The following is an 18425-nucleotide window of genomic DNA, read 5'->3' on the forward strand; positions in this document are numbered from 1 at the left end:
GCATGCCCAACGGCCACATCATCGTCGCGGACGACGACGCCGCCATCCGCACCGTCCTGAACCAGGCACTGTCGCGGGCCGGCTACGAGGTCCGCACCACCGGCAATTGCGCCACCCTCTGGCGCTGGGTCGCCGAAGGGGAGGGCGACCTCGTCATCACCGACGTGGTGATGCCCGACGAGAACGTGTTCGACCTGCTGCCCCGCATCAAGCGGGTGCGGCCGGAGCTGCCGATCATCGTCATGAGCGCGCAGAACACCTTCATGACGGCGATCCGTGCCTCGGAGCGCGGGGCCTACGAATACCTGCCCAAACCCTTCGACCTGAAGGAGCTCATCGCCATCGTGGGGCGCGCCCTGTCGCGGCCGCGCGGCACGCCGGCCCCCGGCGCCGACCCCGGCAACGAGGATATTCCCCTGGTCGGGCGCTCGCCCGCCATGCAGGAGATCTACCGGGCGCTGGCCCGCCTGATGCCGACCGATCTCACGGTGATGATCACGGGCGAGTCCGGCACCGGCAAGGAGCTGGTCGCCCGCGCCCTGCACGATTACGGCCGCCGCCGCACGGGCCCGTTCGTGCCCGTCAACATGGCGGCGATCCCGCGCGACCTCATCGAGTCCGAGCTGTTCGGGCACGAGAAGGGCGCCTTCACGGGGGCGCTGTCGCGCTCGGCCGGCCGGTTCGAGCAGGCCGAGAGCGGCACCCTGTTCCTCGACGAGATCGGCGACATGCCGATGGAGGCCCAGACCCGGCTGCTGCGCGTGCTGCAGCAGGGCGAGTACACCACCGTCGGCGGCCGGGTGCCGATCAAGACCAACGTCCGCATCATCGCGGCCACCAACAAGGACCTGCGGGTCTCGATCCAGCAGGGCATCTTTCGCGAGGACCTGTTCTTCCGCCTCAACGTCGTGCCGCTGCGCCTGCCGGCCCTGCGCGAGCGCTCGGAGGACGTGCCCGACCTCATCCGGCACTTCTTCGTCATGGTGGAGCGCGAGGGCCTGAGCCGCAAGCAGCTCGACGGCGAGGCCATGGAGCGATTGAAGCGCTACCGCTGGCCCGGCAACGTCCGCGAACTGGAAAACCTCGTCCGGCGCCTCGCCGCCCTCTACCCGCAGGAGACCATCACCGGGCCGGTGATCGAGGCGGAGCTCGACACCCTGCCGCTCGCCCAGAGCGCGCCCGCCAACGGCACGGCCCGCAAGGCCGCCGGGGAGGGCGAGACCCTGTCGGGTGCCGTGGAGCGGCACCTGGCCGAGTATTTCGGCAATTATCGCGATACCCTGCCGCCGCCGGGCCTCTATCACCGCATCCTGCGCGAGATCGAAGGCCCGCTCATCGGCGCGGCGCTGGCGGCCACGCGCGGCAACCAGATCCGCGCGGCGGAGCTGCTCGGGGTCAACCGCAACACCCTGCGCAAGAAGGTGCGCGACCTCGACCTGCAGGTGTTCCGCAACGCCCGGTGACGCCGGCGCGGGGGGGGGACGGGGGACCGGGACTTGACGATGGCGTGAGGGAGGGCCGCGCGGCGGATGATCGGGGCATCCGCATGCGTTCACGACGCATGCGCCCACGGTATCGCTCGCGTCGTCATGCGGCGTTGGCCGGGTCCGCGCCCTGTGGCCTAAGACCGGCCAGCCCGAATCCCTCCCGCCGGAGTCTCATGCCCCCGTTCACACGCCGCCCGCCCCACGGCGACCCCACCGTCATGCGCCTCATCCAGACCGCTTCGGGGCGACGCTCCGTCGTGCTGCACCTCGTGATCGTGCTGGTGCTGCTGGCCACCGCCAAGGGCTTCGACGGATCGAGCCACACCGCCAACCATTGGATCGTGCTCGTCGTCTACGCCGTCTGCTCCGTCTGCCTCGGCCTCGCCGATTGGCGCGAGGCCCATCGCGGCCGCCGCCGGGAATACGGCGGCACTGATTCGGACAAGGCGGCCGACATGGAATGGCTCGCCTGGACGGCGACGCTCCTCAATGCCGGCGTCGCCCTGTTCCTCGTGGTCGAGCACATGCTCGTCGGCGCGGTGGAAACCGAGGAGACCGCAACGGCGGTGAGCCGGCTCCCCGCCTTCCTGCTCCTGCTCCAGACGGGCTTGAGCATGCGGGTCCTGCACACGGCGGTGTTCGCGGGACTCGTCAGCCTCGCCTGGGGCAGCACCATCCTGTTCGCCTTCGCGTACCCCGAGAGCGCCCTGCTCGGCCCGCACGTCACCCTCGACGAGGAGGTACCGGGCCTGCTCACCTTCATGGCCGCGAGCCTCGTGGTGATCGACGGGGTGCGGCGCCTGCGCTCGGCCGTGACCACCGCCCTGCGGATGGAGCGCGAGCGCACCACCCTGGCGCGGTTCGTCCCCACCCGGGTGGTCGGCGAACTCGCGAGCGCGTGCCTCGAAGCCGTGCGCTCGCGCCATGCCTGCCTGTTCGCCCTCGACCTGCGCGGCTTCTCGGCCTTCACCCGCGAGCATGCGCAGGAGGAGGTGGTGCGCGCCCTCCTGGATGTCCGCGCCCTGACCCACGTGGCGGTGACGGAGCACGGCGGCATCGTCGACAAGTACGTGGGCGACGGAATCCTGGCGCAGTTCGTCGTCGGGCGCCCGCAGGCCCAGGCCCATGCGGCGCTGGCCTGCGGGCACGCCATCGTCGCGCGCCTCGCGGCCCTCAACGCCGAGCGGGCCCGCGAAGGGCGGCCGACCCTGCGCATCACCATGGCGCTCCATTGCGGCGAGGTGCTCGTCGGGGTGTTCGACGACGGCCACCGGGCCGAGTTCACTGTGCTCGGCCAGGCGATGAACACCCTCGCGCGGATCGAAGCGCGGGCCAAGGCGGCGGACCTGACCCTAACCGCGTCGGACGCCTTCCTGCGCCTCCTCGGCCCGGCGATCCGCTCGGGCCTGACCCTTTCGGCCATGCCGCCCTCGGAGTGCCGCGACACCCGCGACCTGGCGCTCTACGCGGTGGCGTGGGCCGACGCGCCGGCAGAAACCGCACTGAATCCGGCCGCGTGACGCGAGAGAAGCGCCTAAGCTTAATCCGCGATGCCGCGTGCGTCGCGACACGTCGTATCCGGCAAAGGCACCCTATATCAGTATCAGACGCAACGGAAACAGACCGGACCGCCGGACTGTACTGATCAGGAGCTAGTAGACCATTATGATGACCCGTATCGCCGCCGCCACCGCCGCCCTGGTCCTTGGTGTTGCTTCGATCTCGTCCGCGATGGCCTTCGATCGCCCGGCCCGCTACACCGGGTTCGCCAACGACACCGAGACGACCGGCACGCTCTACGGCAACCCGCAATCCCGCTCGCCCGCGAATTGCCCGGTGAGCTCCGCCGCCGAGGGCAACGCCAACCAGCAGAACTTCCCGGTCAAGCAGTACGGCCAGACCGCGGGTGGCAACCGTTGCTGAACCGGTCCCTCAAGGCGGTCTCGCTGATCTGGAACGGGTTCTCCTACGCCATGGCGGTCGCCTTCGTGGGCGGCCTGGTCTTCACCCTCATCGGCGCATCCCAGGCCCTGCTCGGCCTGTAGACGCCCCGGGGCGATGTGAAACGAAGAACGGCGGGGCTCGGGGCCCCGCCGTCTTTCGTTCTCGTTCCGCGACTGCCCGCGGGCTCACGCCAGGGCGGGCTTGCCTACGGCCACGGGCGCGCCGCCGAGCCCGAGCCACTCGCGCCGCATGGGACGCAGGACGAACCAGGCGAGGGCGGCGGTGAGGAGGTCGAGGCCGATAGCGATGCCGAACACCGGGATCCACGACCCTTGCGCGGCGTAGATCATCGCCGCGACGGGGCCGCCCAACAGCGAGCCCACGCCCTGCGCCATGTACAGGAAGCCGTAATTCGTGGTGGCGTGCTTGGTGCCGAAGGTGTCGGTGAGGAGCGACGGGAACAGGGAGAAGATCTCGCCCCAGGCGAAGAACACGACGCCCGACAGCAGGGCGAACGCGTAGGCGTTCTCGCGGAACACCAGCATCAGCGCGATGGCGACGGCCTCGGCCGCGAACGCGATGGCCATGGTCTTCTCCCGGCCGATCCGGTCCGAGACCCAGCCGAAGAACGGGCGGGTGAGGCCGTTGGTGATCCGGTCGAACGTCAGGGCGAAGGGCAGGGCGGCAAAGCCGAACACGATGGCGTCGGCGACCCCGAAGTCGCGGGCGAAGGAGGCGAACTGCGCCACCACCATCAGGCCGCCCGTGGACATCATCGTCATCATCACGAACATCAACCAGAACAGCGGCGTGCGCAGCATCTCCTTCGGCGCCGTGTCGTGGGTGCAGGTCGAGAGGTTGCGTGCCGGCGCCGGCAGGGCCTCGCCGGGGCGCGGGGCGCGCAGGCCGAGGGCCGCCAGCACGCCGACGATGCCGAGCACGATGCCGAAGGTGGTCAGGGTCTCGCGGTAGCCCGAGGCCGCCATCATGTTGGTGATGGGGAAGGTGGTGAGCAGGGCGCCCATGCCGTAGCCGGCCGCAACCACGCCGACGGCGAAGCCCCGCCGGTCGGGAAACCATTTCACCATCAGGCCGACGATGCCGACATAGACGATGCCGGTGCCGAGACCGCAGAACAGGCCGTAGGTGGCGTAGAGGCCCCACAGGCTGTCGATCCGGGCGGCGAGCACCCAGCCGAGGCCCGAGAGCGCGGCGCCGAGCGCGATCATCACCTTCGGGCTGAACCGCTCGATGAGGTAGCCCTGCACGGGCGAGAAGAACGTCTGCAGGACGATGACGATGGTGAAGGTGACCTGGATGGCGGCCAGCGTCGCGCCGGTGGTCGCCATCAGCGGCTTGGTGAAGAGGGTCCAGACATACTGGGGACTGGAGATCGCCATCATGGCGACGAGGCCGAGGCCGAGTTGCAGCCAGCGCTGGCGGGAGACGATCGTATCCATAATTCACTCCTGAGGCGGAGCGCCCGAAGCATACGCCGTGCCAGGATGTCCGGTGTCGTCTGGTCGTTCGGCGTTAACGCACGGCCGTGACCAGCCAGCACGCCGCTCCGAGCCGCAGGGCTCCGTTCGAGACCCTCTCCGCGAAGTCGCGCAGGACGATCGCGTGGGCGCGGCTGCGGATCTCGGGGGTCTGATCGCGGACGAGGCGGGAAGCCGGGCCGAGGTCGAGGGCGAAGTTCGCCGCCGCCTCGGCCGCTTCCCGGGGGTCGCCGGCCTCGGAGTGACCGAGCACGAGGGGCTCGTCCACGGGCATGAGGGCGATGTCGCGGAACCCGGCGGCGGCCAGGATGCCGGGCAGCCGGGCCGGATCGGCGAACCGGAACGGGCCGGCGGCGTCGAAGGGCGTCGGCTCCGGCTCCGGCACCAGGGCGCGGACGAGGCCGAACGGGTGGTCGATCCAGGCGTTCTCGGCTTGGGCTCGCCAGCACAGCATCGTCAGCCGGCCCTCCGGCCGCAGGGCGCGGTGGAGGTTGGCGAAGGCGGCGATCGAGTCGTCGAAGAACATGATCCCGAAGCGCGAGATCAGGTGCGTGAACGCCGCGTCCGCGAAGGCGTGCGTCTGCGCATCGGCCTCCACCAGGGCGATGGGGGCGCCGCCGGGCGGCCGGGATGCGGCCCGGCGCGCGGTGACGGCGAGGAGGGGCGCCGAGACGTCGGCGGCGGTGACGCGGCCGGACGGACCGACGATGTCGGCGGCCCGCAGGGCGGTGGCACCGGCACCGCACCCGACATCAAGCACGGCGTCTCCGGGGCGCAGGGCGGCGCCCGCGAACAGGCGTTCGGTCAGCGGCGCGAACACTCGATCGAAGGTCGCCTGATGGCGGGCCCAGCGGGCGCCCGCGTCGCCGTTCCAATAATCGCTCTGGGTCTGGTCGGATGCCGCCATGGAGTCTGAACCGCTCTGTGCCTGATGCTCTGGCGCGCGAAACGCGCCGGGCCGGCTTCTACAGCCCTTCGGACCCGCCGTCCGAGCGCGGATCGTGCACCGCCTCGATGCGGCCGTTGCCGGGGTGACGGACCAGCATGCCGGCATGGCCCAGCGAATCGATGTAGGCGCCGCCGAGTTCCTCCACCGTGTGCCCCATGGCGCCGAGGGCGGCGATGCAGGCGGGGTCGAACCGGTCCTCGACCTTGACGGTGAGGGATTCCGCCCCCCAGGTCCGGCCGTAGAGCAGACGCGGCGCGTCCACCGCGGCGGCCGGGCTCATGCCGTAATCGGCGTAGCGGGCGAAGATCTGGGCCTGGAACTGGGGCTGGCCGTCGCCCCCCATGGAACCGTAGGCCATCACCCGGCCGTCGTCGAAGGCGGCAAGCGCCGGGATCAGGGTGTGGAACGGGCGCCGGCCCGGCTCCAGGGGATTGACGGCGTTGGGGTCGAGGGAGAACGACGTGCCGCGGTTCTGCCAGTGGATGCCGGTCTTCGGCAGCACCACGCCGGAGCCATACTCCCAGTAGATCGACTGGATGTAGGAGACGGCGAGGCCGTCCCTATCGATCGCCCCCATCCACACGGTGTCGCCCTCGCCGGGATTGCGCAGGGGCAGGGTGGCGGCGCGGCGCATGTCGATGGCGGCGGCCTCGCGGTCGAGGCGGGCGGGGTCGAGGAAGCGCGCGGGATCGACGCTGAGGCGGTCGAAATCCGTGACGATGCGGTCGCGGATGGCGAAGGCGCGCTTCGTCGCCTCGATGAGCCCGTGATAATGCGCCGTCGTCTCGGGCCGGGTGACGCCGAGGCGGTCGAAGATCCCGAGGATCAGCAGGGCGGCGATGCCTTGGGTCGGGGGCGGGAAGTTGTAGAGGGTGGCGTCGCGCCGGCGCAGGCTGAGGGCCCGGCGCTCGCGCGGCGCGTAGGCTTCGAGATCGGCCCGGGTCACGGGCGACCCGAGATCGGCGAGGTCGGCGGCGATCTCGCGGCCGAGATCCCCCCGGTAGAAATCGTCGAGGCCCGCATGGGCGAGCTGCGCCAGGGTGTCGGCGAGGCCCGGCAGGCGCCGGATCGCACCGGCCGCATACGGCTTGCCGTCGTCGAGGAAGGTTTTGGAGAAATTCGGCTGGTCGTGGAGGGTGTCGATCTCCTTCGGCACGTAGCGCGCCTCCGAGGGCGAGACGGCGACGCCGTCGCGGGCATGCCCGATGGCGTCGGCCAGGAGGGTCTCCAAGGGCAGGCGCCCGCCCAGCGCCTTGGCGAGATCGAGGGCGAGCCTCCAGCCGCCGATGGCACCCGCCACGGTCAGGGCCGCGTCGGCGCCACGCGACGGCAGCACGTCGTAGCCCTTGCCGCGGTAGCGGGGAATCGTGGCCAGCGCGCCGGCCGGGCCGCAGGCTTCGATGCCGCGCACCCGGCCGCCGCGCTCGCGGACCAGCCAGAACCCGTCGCCGCCGATCCCGTTCATGTGCGGGTAGACCACCGCGATGGTCGCCGCCATGGCCGCCATGGCCTCGATGGCGTTGCCGCCCTGCGCCAGGACGTGCTGGCCGGCGCGGGCGGCGAGCCGATGGGGCGCGGCCACGGCGGCGGTCGCGAAGACGGGTGTGTCGGGCATGGGGGTCTCTTGACTGGGATGGCGCGAGGATAATGAATTTTGGTCACGGGTCGATGGCGGGGCGCAAGGCAGGGTTCGTGCTCTGCCCAAACCAGCTTGCTCGATCCATCGATGTTGACGAGACTGATCGAATGCCACTGCGTTCCTCTCAGGACAGCCTCACGATTCGCAACCTCGATCCGGGGTTGAAGGAACGGCTACGCGTCCGCGCCGCCCGGAATGGGCAATCCATGCAAGCCGAGGCCCGCCATATCCTCGAATGCGCCCTCGGCGAATCCAATGACCGTCAGGCCGGCAATCTCTACGAGCGCATACGGGCGCGGTTCGCTCCCCTGGGAAGCATCGAGATCGACGTGCCTGCACGCGGGCCGCCCCGCGATCCGCCCGTGCTCGAGTGAAATTTCTCCTGGATACCAACGTCCTGTCCGCCATGATGACAGGCAGGGGCACTCCGAAGGTGGCGGCGTGGATTGCGATCCGCAGCACAGAGAGCCTGTTCACGGCGTCCATCTGCGAAGCCGAGATTCTCGCCGGTTTGGCCATCATGCCTGACGGGCGCCGGCGTTCGGCGCTTGAATTGTCCGCCCACGCCATGTTCGCGGAGGATTTTCGTGGACGGGTCTGGGCCTTCGACGCTGAAGCCGCACGAAGCTATGCCGGCATTTTCGCGGCGCGGCGGCGAACGGGCAGGCCCATTGCGACGATGGACCTGATGATTGCAGCCATCGCGCGCACGAGAGACGCTGTCGTCGTCACACGCAACGTGGCGGATTTCCTCGATTGTGGGCTGACGATCGAGAACCCATGGTTGCCCTGACGTTGACCGATCGCTCGCCCGCCCTCGTCGTCGGCGCCATGACCATCCGCCGCTTCGACGGCTCTTCCCGGCCCAATCCGTATTAATTTCGCCACACTGTTGTGGCGATGCATCACGCATGGCGTGGCTGCGGCGTTTCAAGGCATCGAAGGGTTCTGGGGAGGCGTCCGGCACGGCCGGAACGCCGCCGGATTCCGATGCGGCTCCGTTGAAGCCGCCGCCGCGCGGACCCGGCTGGGTCGGGGCCCTGGTGGTGGTCACCGCCCTCGTCTCGGCCATCGCCACCTTCCTGATTCTCGCCGGGGTGATCCGGGTGACGCCGACGCCCACCGTCGGGCTGACGCTGCTCGGCATCAACGTCGTCCTCGTGCTCGGTCTCATCGTCATCATCGCCTGGGAGGCGCGGGTCTTCCTGCACGCGCGCCGCACCAACGCGGCGGTGGCCCGGCTCCACACCCGTATCGTCGGCCTGTTCTCCCTCATCGCCATCCTGCCAACCGTACTGCTCGCCGTGGTGGCGGCCGTGACCATCGACCGGGGCCTGTCGCTGGGCTTCACCGACCGGGTCCGCGACGTGGTGCTGAAATCCGTCGAGGTGGCGGACGCCTATCAGGAAAACCAGTGCCAGAGCCTCGCCCGCGAGATCCGGATTCTCGCCGACGACCTCACCCGGGCGCGGCCGAACTTCGACGTGAACCGGCAATGGTTCGAGAGCTTCCTCACCACCCGCGCCACGGCCCTCGGCCTGCCGGTGGCCGAGATCATGCGCGGCCCCGATTCCGTGGTGGCGCGCGCGCAGATCGATCCTTTGAAGGACCGGCGCCTGCCCTCGGCCGCCGCCTTCGAGGACGCGGCGAAATCCAGCGACCCCATCTGCCTCGTGCCGAGCGAGGGCCGGATCTTCGCCGCCCTGTTTCGGATGACCGCCTATGACGGCGCCGTGCTGCTGGTGCAGCGCGAGGTCAGCCAGCTCGCCGTCGAGTTCCCCGGCGTGTCGCGGGCGGCGGCGGCCGAGTACCTCACCTACGATTCCCTGAAGCGCTCGATCCAGATCAGCTTCGCCTCGGTCTTCGTGCTCATCGCCCTCATCGCCCTGCTGTCGGCGGTGTGGTTCGGGTTGAACTTCGCCAACCGATTCGTGGCGCCCATCCGTCGGCTCATCAACGCCGCCGATCAGGTCGCGTCGGGCAACTTCTACGCCCAGGTCCCGGCCCGGAAGAGCGACGGCGACCTCGCGCACCTGTCCGAGAGCTTCAACAAGATGACGCAGGAGCTCAGGCGCCAGCACGACGGGTTGATGGCGGCGAGCGACCTCATCGACCGGCGCCGGCGCTTCACCGAGGCCGTGCTGTCGGGCGTCTCGCCGGGCGTCATCGGCGTCGATGCGGGGGGACGCGTCACCATCGCCAACCCCTCCGTGGAGCGCACCCTCGGGCTGACGGCGGACGCCATCGTGGGCCAGCCCCTGATCCAGGCCGTGCCCGAGCTGGCGCCGCTGTTCCCCGAGGGCGGCGAGGGCCGTCAGCGCGCCCTGCAGCAGCAGATCCAGCTCACCCGCGACGGGCGCGAGCGCACGGTGACGGTCCGGGTCACCAGCGAGCAGGCGCAAGGGGGCGCCCGCGGTTTCGTGGTGACGCTCGACGACATCACCGACCTCGTCTCGGCCCAGCGCACCTCGGCCTGGGCCGATGTGGCCCGCCGCATCGCCCACGAGATCAAGAACCCGCTGACGCCGATCCAGCTCTCGGCCGAGCGCATCCGGCGCAAATACGGAAAAGTGATCGTCGCGGACAAGGACGTGTTCGACCAGTGCACGGCGACGATCATCCGCCAGGTCGACGAGATCAAACGCATGGTCGACGAGTTCTCGTCCTTCGCCCGGATGCCGAAGCCGGCCATCGCCCAGAACGATCTCAGCGAGATCACCCGCCAGAACCTGTTCATGATGCGCGTGGCCCATCCGGACATGGAGTTCGGCTTCTCGGAGGCCGGAACCGAGCGGGTGCTCGCGGCCTTCGACATCCGGCTTTTGTCCCAGGCCATCACCAACATCCTCAAGAACGCCGTCGAGGCGGTGCAGGCGGTGCCGGAGGCCGATCTGGGCAAGGGGAAAGTCGACGTGCGCCTTATCCTGGAGGAGGGCTTCGCCGTCATCGAGGTCACCGACAACGGCAAGGGATTTCCCGCCGAGGGGCGCCAGCGCCTGCTTGAGCCCTATATGACCACCCGCGAGGGTGGGACGGGACTCGGCCTCGCCATCGTCAGCAAGGTGCTGGAAGAGCACGGCGGCGGGATCGAACTCAACGACAACCCCGAGGGACGGGGCGGACGCGTGCGGATGCGCGTGCCGCAAGTTCCGCAGGAGAAGGCCCCCCCGGGGCAGACGACGCCGGAGGGCCAACCCTCCGCGCAGGATGAGAAGGGCGCCGCGCGGACGGCCCCCCCAATCGCGGAGATGCAGTCATGAGCGCCGATATCCTGATCGTCGACGACGAGGCCGACATCCGCGACCTCGTCGCCGGCATCCTCGACGACGAGGGCCACCGCACCCGCACGGCCGGCGGCTCCGACGAGGCCCTGGCGGCCATCGAATCGCGCCGGCCCCACCTCGTCTTCCTCGACATCTGGCTCCAGGGCTCGCGCCTCGACGGGCTGCAGGTGCTGGATCAGATCAAGGCGGGCCACCCCGATCTGCCCGTCGTGATGATCTCGGGCCACGGCAACATCGAGACCGCCGTGGCGGCCATCAAGGCGGGTGCCTACGACTTCATCGAGAAGCCGTTCAAGGCGGACCGGCTCATCCTCGTCGCCGAGCGCGCCTTGGAGGCGTCCCGCCTCAAGCGCGAGGTGCGCGACCTCAAGACCCGCTCGGGGCAGGCGAGCCGCCTCGTCGGTGCCTCCGTGGTGTGCAACCAGCTTCGCCAGACCGTGGAGCGCGTGGCGCCCACCAACGCCCGGGTGATGATCCTCGGGGCGCCGGGCTCCGGCAAGGAGCTCTCGGCCCGCACCCTGCACGCCACGTCGACGCGCGCCAACGGTCCCTTCGTGGTGATTAACGCCGCCACCATCACACCGGACACCATGGAGGCCGAGCTGTTCGGCGTCGAGGCGGGGGAGGGGCGGGCGCGCCGGGTCGGCGCCCTGGAGGAGGCCCATGGCGGCTCCCTTTACATCGACGAAGTCGCCGACATGCCGCGCGAGACCCAGAACCGCATCCTGCGAGTCCTCGTCGACCAGAACTTCCAGCGCGTCGGTGGCACCACCCGGGTGCACGTCGATGTCCGCATCATCTCGTCCTCCTCGCGCGACCTCGCCGAGGAGATCGCCGCCGGCCGCTTCCGCGAGGATCTGTTCCACCGGCTCTCCGTGGTGCCGATCCGGGTGCCGGCCCTGTCCGAGCGCCGCGAGGACGTGCCCGAGCTGATCGCGTTCTTCATGGAGCAGATCTCGGGCGCCACCGGCCTGCCGCGCCGGCGCATCGCCGACGACGCCATGGCGGTGCTGCAATCGCACGACTGGCCCGGCAACGTCCGTCAGCTGCGCAACAACGTCGAACGCCTGATGATCCTCACCCACACCGACCCGGAGCAGGAGGTCACCTCCGAGATGCTCCCGACCGAGATCGGCGCCCTGGTGCCAACGACGCCCAACGGCTCGGGTGGCGAGAAGCTCATGAGCCTCGCGCTCCGGGAAGCCCGCGAGATCTTCGAGCGCGAGTACCTCGTGGCGCAGATCGCCCGATTCTCGGGCAACATCTCGCGCACGGCCGAGTTCATCGGCATGGAGCGTTCGGCCCTGCACAGGAAACTGAAGTCCCTCGGCATCGGCCCCTGAGGCGCGGCACGGACGATGCCGGGCGCATGGCCGGCAGACGGGCTTGCCAACACGGGCTGCCAACACGGGCTTGCCGAGCCTGACTTTCGGAGCCGGACTCTCCGAGCCGGACTTGCATCGCTGCGCCGATGCACGTGTAATGGTGCCTGCGGGGGGCACCGGATCAAGTCGTCGCTCCGAACACCCCGCACCCGACTGATGAGAACCCGTCATTCGCGGCGGGCGGCAGTTTGATCAAGGATAAGAACAATGGCGGGCGAACGCGCTCAAAACCTGCAGGACACGTTCCTGAACCACGTTCGTAAGAACAAGATCCCGCTCACCATCTTCCTCGTCAACGGCGTCAAGCTTCAGGGCGTGGTGACGTGGTTCGACAATTTCTGCGTCCTGCTGCGGCGCGACGGCCATTCCCAGCTCGTTTACAAGCACGCCATCTCGACCATCATGCCGGGCCACCCCGTGCAATTGTTCGAGCCGGACGAGACCGCCCCGACGGAGAAGGCGCTGGCCTGAGCGATTGCGGGGACGCTTGAGGAAACGGGCGTCTCCTGCGCCGTGTCATCCCGGGGCCGCGCAGCGGAACCCGGGATCCAGAAACACAGGGTCCGCCGAGTTTTCCCGCAATCGGCAGATCTGGATTGGACGCCTCCGGCGCGGCCGTCCGGGTTGGCTCAGCGCGCGCCCCGGAACGACGGCGGTGTGGCCCGCGATTGCTTCGATCACCTCCGATGGAAGGGGGTTCGCTTGATCCGCGGAGAGTCGAAGGCCCCGTTTCCCCGGATTAGCACACTGCGCCCTTGTCTGGCGTGTCCGCGCGCCCAATGTCCTGAGATCACAGGACAGGGTCTGACGCGCAACCCATGACGGAAACCATGACGCCCGGCGAAGCCCGGCTCCAGGCGATGGCCGCCCCCGAGGGCGATATCGCGGCCGCGACCCACACCCTCGTGGTCGGGCCGTATCTCGGCCGGGTCGCGCAGCGCAGTGTCGGGGGCGTCCACAACACCGAGATGCTGCGCTCCAACGAGGCGCGCCTCGACGAAGCCTCGGGCCTCGCCGCCGCCATCGAGCTCGACGTGGTCGAGGCGATCTTCGCGCCAGTGCAGCGAATCCGGCCCTCGACCTATCTCGGCAAGGGCCGGGTCGAGGAGCTCGCCGGCGTGATCAAGGCGCGCGAGATCGGCCTCGTGGTGATGGATTGCGCTCTCTCCCCGGTCCAGCAGCGCAACCTCGAGAAGGAGTTCGGCTGCAAGGTCATCGACCGCACTGGCCTCATCCTCGAGATCTTCGGGCGCCGCGCCTCGACGCGCGAGGGCACGCTGCAGGTCGAGCACGCGCATCTGGCCTACCAGCGCAGCCGCCTCGTGCGGTCCTGGACCCACCTGGAGCGCCAGCGCGGCGGCTTCGGCTTCCTCGGCGGCCCCGGCGAAACCCAGATCGAAGCCGACCGCCGCATGATTCAGGAGCGGATGACGAAGATCGAGCGCGAACTCGACGGCGTCACCCGCACCCGCGGGCTCCACCGGCAGGGCCGGGCACGGGTGCCGTATCCCATCGTTGCCCTCGTCGGCTACACCAATGCCGGCAAGTCGACCCTCTTCAACGCCCTCACCAAAGCCCAGGTGATGGCGCAGGACATGCTGTTCGCCACCCTCGACCCGACGGCCCGCGCGACCAAGCTGCCGCATGGCGAGACGGTGATCCTGTCCGACACGGTGGGTTTCATCTCCGAGCTGCCGACCTCCCTCATCGCGGCCTTCCGGGCCACGTTGGAGGACGTGATCGAGGCCGACATCCTGCTCCACGTCCGTGACGTGTCGCACGGCGACAGCGAGGCCCAGGCCGAGGATGTCGGCGCGGTCCTGCGCGAACTCGGGATCGAGACCAGCGCCACCCGGATCATCGAGGTCTGGAACAAGGCCGACCTCCTGGATCCGGCCGAGCGCACGCGCCTGCTCAACCTCAGCGCGCAGGGGCGCACGGATCGGGACAGCGACGCGCCGGTCCTCGTCTCGGCCCTCACGGGGGAGGGGCTCACGGCGCTCACCAGCCGGATCGAGGCCCGCATCGCGCGCCAGCGCTCCACCTTCGCGGTGGTGCTGCCGCCCGAGGACGGGGCGTCCCTGCACTGGCTCTACGAGAACGGCGAGGTTCTGGACCGGCGCGAGGAGGAGGGCGGCACCATGCACCTCGCCTTCCGCATCGCCCCCGAGAAGGAGCCACGCTTCCTCAACCGGTTCGCCGGCGCGCGCCGGCTCAACCGGGTCGGTTAGCGGCCCCGCTGACACACCCCGCGCCGCCGGCATCAATCCCGCAGCGGCGCGGCCTTCGTGTACCCGAGCTTGTCGAAGAACGCTTCGAGGACGTTGGCGTAGTCGTCGGTCCAGGGCCGGCGCGTCATGTCGGGGGCGACGGGCGTCCAGCCCAGCCGCACGGCTTCCCGTTCGACCACCGGATCGCGGGTGGCGATGACCACGAGGGCGGGCGCGCGGTAGCGGGCGTCGACGGGCTCGTCGAGCCGGTCGAGGCGCTGGAGGAGGGTCAGGCCCTGCTCGGCGGCGGCGCGCGCCAGGGCCGGCCGCAGGTCGAAATGGCGGTTGGAGATGTGGAGCGCGAGGACGCCCTGCGCATCGAGACGGCTGCGGTAGAGCGCCAGGGCCTCACCCGTGAGCAGGTGCATGGGGATCGCGTCGGACGAGAACGCGTCGACGATGAGCACGCGCACCGGGCTGGTCTCGGCGGCGAGGGTCAGGCGGGCGTCGCCCTGGACGATCCGGGCCGAGGGCGTGCATTCCGAGAGGAAGCGGAACCGGGCGGGGTCGGTGGCGAGGCGGATGACCACGGGATCGATCTCGTAGAACGTCCAGGCTTCCCCGGGCTCGGACTGGCAGGCGAGGCTGCCGGCGCCGAGGCCGACCACGGCCACCGCCGGCAGGGGCCCGTGCGCCGCGCGGCCGACCGCGAGGACATCCGCGATGGCGTTGCCGGGCGCGTAGTAGGTGGTGGATTCGGGCCGCCCGAGGGCGGGCCCGCCATCGTCCGCGCGGATGCGGATGGCGCCGTGCAGCGTGGTGCCGTGCGTGAGCAGGCGGAAGCGGCCCGACGCATCGGTCTCGATGCGATGGACCCCGAAGAAGCTGCGTCGGCTCTCGTAGTCCCGGGCGACGAGGTACGGCATCGCCAGGCCGAGGGCGCAGAGCAGCGCGGCAAAGCCGACGACCCGCCGCGGCGCGCGCCAGCTCACCAGAAGCCCGGCCATCAGAACGATCATCGCCAGGTGGGGCGCGAGGCCCGGGACGCACCATCCCAGCACCCCGACGATTCCGACGACCGCGCCGGCGAGCAGGGCCGGGTGCAGCCGGTGCCGCAGGTCGGGGCGCACGCGGCGCAGGCCCGCGAAGGTGCCGGGGCGGCAGGCCAGGGCCGCGACGAGGAGCAGCGGATATTCCGCCACCGTCGGGAACAGCCGCGGGGCGATGAGCGCCGCGAACAGGCCCCCGAGCATGCCGCCGAGCGACGTGAACAGGTAGAACTCGGTCAGGCGTCGTGCGGACGGCCGCAGCCCGTAGACGGCCCGGTGGGCGACGAGGCTCGCGACGAAGCCGAGCCCGAGGCTCAAGGGCAGATCGATGAGGAACGGCAGCCGCCCGATGACGGCGACGCCCAGGACCACGGCCGTCCCGGCCGTCAGCAGGACGGCGAGGGGGCGCTCCGGCCAGGTGGCGAGGGGCCGGAAGGTGATGACGAAGGTCAGGAGATAGAGGGCCAGCGGGATGACCCACATGAGGGGGATCGCCGCCACATCGGTGGTGATGTGGGCCGTGACCGCGACGAGCAGGCCCGACGGCACGGCCGAGAGGCCGATCCAGGCCAGGCGCCGGGACGGGCCGATGGCCTCGGCCTCGGCCTCCGCCGCGCGAACCGGCCTTCGCGCCGCCCGCATCACCGAGAGGGCGCAGGCCGCCAGTGCGCAGGCCCCGAGGCCGTAGCCGACCGACCACAGCCGCGTCTGCTCGGCGAGGCCCAGCATCGGCTCGATGGCGAGGGGATAGGCGAGGAGGGCCGCGAACGATCCGAGGTTCGAGGCCCGGTAGAGAAAGTACGGGTCCGCCGCTGCCGGGTCGTCCGAGCGGGCGAACCAGGCCTGGAGCAGGGGCGCGCTCGCCGAGAGGGCGAAGAACGGCGCGCCGACGGAGGCGAGGAAGAGGCCGACCAGCCACAGGGCCTCGTCGCCCGTGCCGACGCTCCCGTATCCGGCGGCGATCCCGATGGGCAGGAACGCGGCGCCCCCGAGCAGCACGAGGCCGTGCACGGTCGCGGCGATCCGGAACCGCAGCCACCGGGTCAGGGCGTGGGCGTAGGCGTAGCCCGCGAGCAGCAGGGCCTGGAAGAACACCATGGCGACGGACCACACCCCCGGCGTGCCGCCGAGGACGGGCAGGATCCGCTTGGTGAAGATCGGCTGCAGGCTGAACAGCAGGAAAGCCGCCAGCATCAGGGTGCCGGAGAACAGCGCCACCTGCGTCAGGCCACGGCCGGGCAATCCGCGCTCCGGACATGACGCCCGGGCCGATCCGTCGGGTCCCATCGCGCCGGTCTCGCTGGCTTGCATCGGTCGGGTCTCGCGTCGTTCGAGCGGACATTCTGAACGAGGAGACTTAAGGAGTGGCTGACGGACCCCCGCGGTGACCCGAGTTTCGCGCGAGCCTCCGGCGGTCGACGCCAGCGCCGAGGGCGCCAAAAACGAAAAACCGTCCCTCCCGGGGGAGGAACGGCGTGTTGTGTCCGGGGACCCGCGGACCCGGAGGTCCGCGATCAGTCCTTGCGGGATCAGTACTTGCGGATGATCGGCGACACCGGAGCGGCGGCGACGGCGGTGGGCGAGTACAGCGGAACGATCAGGCGGAACCAGCCTTCGACCGTGTCGGCGCGGCGCACGGCGTTGGCGACCGTGGTGGCGACGTAGGCCTGGGCGGTGACGGGTCCGAAGTCGTAGCCGATGAGACCGCCGACCGAGAAGTTGCCGCGGTTGCCGGCAGCGAGGCTGAAGGGGCTGATGTCGAAGTTGTAGGTGCCGTAACCGATGGCGCCGATCTCGAACTTACCGAACTTCTTGGTCGCGGTCAGGTCGAGGTTGAGCGAATCGGAGATGTTGAAGGGACCGCGGGTGTTGCCGAAGCCCACCGTGTTGGCGCCGCCGAACGAGGCCGGCGAGTCGTAGATGTTGGCGGTCAGGTTGGCGGTCAGGTTGTAGCCATCGCCGGTGTAGCTGGCGGCGACGCCCATGCGGTAGGTGTTCGAGGCGAGCTGGCCGAGAACCGGCGCACCGGCGAAGTTGCCGGAGTTGTTGACGAGGACGCCGCGACCGGCATTGAGCTCGTTGAGGTAGACACCGCCGAGCAAGCTGACGCCGAAGTTGTTGCCGAGATCGAAGGCCCAGATGCCGCCGACGAAGGTGCCGACGTTGATGGACAGATCACGGGCGCCCTGGGGACCGCTGTTCTTGCCGAAGGCGAACACGGTCGGGGGAGCGACGAGGAGCTCGACGCGGCCGCCGAACGGCACGAACGGGGTCGACCAGACGAGCACGGGCACGTTGACGCCGACGTCGACGGCACCGGGGCCGGTGTTCTCGTTGCTGCGGTAGACGAAGGTGTTGAGGGCGTAGATGCCCTCGGGCAGCGGGGCGCCGGTGGCGAGGCCGACCTGCTCACCGGGAACCGTGGTCGTCTGGGCGAAGGCGGCGGTGGCGGACATGCCGACCGAAAGCGCCACCGCTCCGGCGGCGAGCCAGTTCTTCATCATGTGTCTGTCCTTCCCAAGGATTTCAGGCGGGCGCCGCGTAGCCTTCCGCACCATTCTGCCGGTCCGCTGCTTTGGAGCAGCGTGTTCCCGTTGGTTTGGAAGGCCCCCCTTGCGGCCCGAATTCGTGTCTCAACGAGGGGAACTATTCTACAGCTCGGCTCGGAATGACAGCGCGTTGCACTGAAACGGGGCAGTTCCAAACTGACCGTTGCGCAAAAGCCGCAATCTTGCCGCGGTGCAACAGCGCGGTTCGTTAACCATTGGGGCGCGGCGCACGCGGGTCCGTTCGGACGAACCGGAACGATATCGCTGACGGCGCAAGCGTTTGTCGCTCCCGCACGGACCGGGCAAAACCGGAAAGACGCCTCCGGCGATTGCGCAAGCGTTAACCTTTGGCGCCGGGGGCCTTCGACCGCTCCCGCGATGCGGGGCCGCCCCGAATGGCCAAAAAGCCTTGGCGGCCCCGCGAATCACC

The 18425-nt window shown here is 69.9% G+C and carries 15 protein-coding genes; 10 read left to right on the forward strand and 5 right to left on the reverse strand.

What is annotated here, in order from left to right:
* Positions 1 to 2: 2 nt before the first annotated feature.
* From ntrC to ASG60_RS23725, 4 genes are all read left to right on the forward strand, one after another.
* Positions 3 to 1463, forward strand: a complete 1461-nt coding sequence (gene ntrC / locus ASG60_RS06540) for a nitrogen regulation protein NR(I) (RefSeq protein WP_056384585.1) — start codon at positions 3 to 5, stop codon at positions 1461 to 1463.
* Between the two features lie 197 nt (positions 1464 to 1660).
* Positions 1661 to 3007, forward strand: coding sequence for an adenylate/guanylate cyclase domain-containing protein (locus ASG60_RS06545; protein WP_082531643.1), 1347 nt, complete (start codon positions 1661 to 1663; stop codon positions 3005 to 3007).
* A gap of 145 nt (positions 3008 to 3152) precedes the next feature.
* Positions 3153 to 3410 (forward strand): hypothetical protein, encoded by a 258-nt coding sequence (locus ASG60_RS06550; protein ID WP_056174601.1) that lies wholly within the window; start codon positions 3153 to 3155, stop codon positions 3408 to 3410.
* Complete coding sequence (locus tag ASG60_RS23725) at positions 3404 to 3532, forward strand: hypothetical protein (RefSeq protein ID WP_277996228.1); 129 nt, start codon at positions 3404 to 3406, stop codon at positions 3530 to 3532. Before ASG60_RS06550 ends, ASG60_RS23725 begins: the two co-directional genes overlap by 7 nt.
* 84 nt (positions 3533 to 3616) lie before the next feature.
* Here the strand turns inward: ASG60_RS23725 and oxlT are convergent, their stop codons facing one another.
* The 3 genes from oxlT to ASG60_RS06565 form a co-directional block, all read right to left on the reverse strand.
* Positions 3617 to 4891 carry an oxalate/formate MFS antiporter gene (oxlT, locus tag ASG60_RS06555; protein ID WP_056384587.1) on the reverse strand — a complete coding sequence of 425 codons (1275 nt, stop codon included), beginning with the start codon at positions 4889 to 4891 and terminating at the stop codon, positions 3617 to 3619.
* A gap of 73 nt (positions 4892 to 4964) precedes the next feature.
* Positions 4965 to 5837 (reverse strand): class I SAM-dependent methyltransferase, encoded by an 873-nt coding sequence (locus ASG60_RS06560; RefSeq protein ID WP_056174604.1) that lies wholly within the window; start codon positions 5835 to 5837, stop codon positions 4965 to 4967.
* A gap of 58 nt (positions 5838 to 5895) precedes the next feature.
* Positions 5896 to 7494, reverse strand: a complete 1599-nt coding sequence (locus ASG60_RS06565) for a gamma-glutamyltransferase family protein (protein WP_056384588.1) — start codon at positions 7492 to 7494, stop codon at positions 5896 to 5898.
* A gap of 131 nt (positions 7495 to 7625) precedes the next feature.
* On the opposite strand from ASG60_RS06565, the gene ASG60_RS06570 reads away from it, so the two are divergent.
* From ASG60_RS06570 to hflX, 6 genes are all read left to right on the forward strand, one after another.
* Positions 7626 to 7892, forward strand: coding sequence for a hypothetical protein (locus tag ASG60_RS06570; RefSeq protein WP_056384590.1), 267 nt, complete (start codon positions 7626 to 7628; stop codon positions 7890 to 7892).
* The gene (locus ASG60_RS06575) at positions 7889 to 8311 is read left to right on the forward strand and encodes a type II toxin-antitoxin system VapC family toxin (protein WP_082531644.1); all 423 of its coding nucleotides are present in this window, start codon (positions 7889 to 7891) and stop codon (positions 8309 to 8311) included. The genes ASG60_RS06570 and ASG60_RS06575 overlap by 4 nt, the downstream gene beginning before the upstream one ends.
* A gap of 118 nt (positions 8312 to 8429) precedes the next feature.
* Entirely contained in the window at positions 8430 to 10778 is a 2349-nt protein-coding gene (locus ASG60_RS06580) for a PAS domain-containing sensor histidine kinase (RefSeq protein ID WP_056384593.1), read from the forward strand.
* Entirely contained in the window at positions 10775 to 12145 is a 1371-nt protein-coding gene (locus ASG60_RS06585; protein ID WP_056268340.1) for a sigma-54 dependent transcriptional regulator, read from the forward strand. Before ASG60_RS06580 ends, ASG60_RS06585 begins: the two co-directional genes overlap by 4 nt.
* 249 nt (positions 12146 to 12394) lie before the next feature.
* On the forward strand, positions 12395 to 12658 hold the full coding sequence (gene hfq / locus ASG60_RS06590) for an RNA chaperone Hfq (RefSeq protein WP_056174614.1): 264 nt from the start codon (positions 12395 to 12397) through the stop codon (positions 12656 to 12658).
* A 347-nt stretch (positions 12659 to 13005) separates the two neighbouring features.
* Positions 13006 to 14418, forward strand: coding sequence for a GTPase HflX (gene hflX / locus ASG60_RS06595; protein ID WP_056384594.1), 1413 nt, complete (start codon positions 13006 to 13008; stop codon positions 14416 to 14418).
* A gap of 32 nt (positions 14419 to 14450) precedes the next feature.
* Here the strand turns inward: hflX and ASG60_RS06600 are convergent, their stop codons facing one another.
* Positions 14451 to 16757, reverse strand: a complete 2307-nt coding sequence (locus ASG60_RS06600; RefSeq protein ID WP_056384596.1) for a fused MFS/spermidine synthase — start codon at positions 16755 to 16757, stop codon at positions 14451 to 14453.
* Positions 16758 to 16975: 218 nt separating this feature from the next.
* Positions 16976 to 17950, reverse strand: coding sequence for a transporter (locus ASG60_RS06605; RefSeq protein WP_056268324.1), 975 nt, complete (start codon positions 17948 to 17950; stop codon positions 16976 to 16978).
* Positions 17951 to 18425 lie beyond the last annotated feature (475 nt).

Origin of the sequence: Methylobacterium sp. Leaf469 (genome assembly GCF_001424745.1) — a bacterium.
GTDB lineage: Bacteria > Pseudomonadota > Alphaproteobacteria > Rhizobiales > Beijerinckiaceae > Methylobacterium.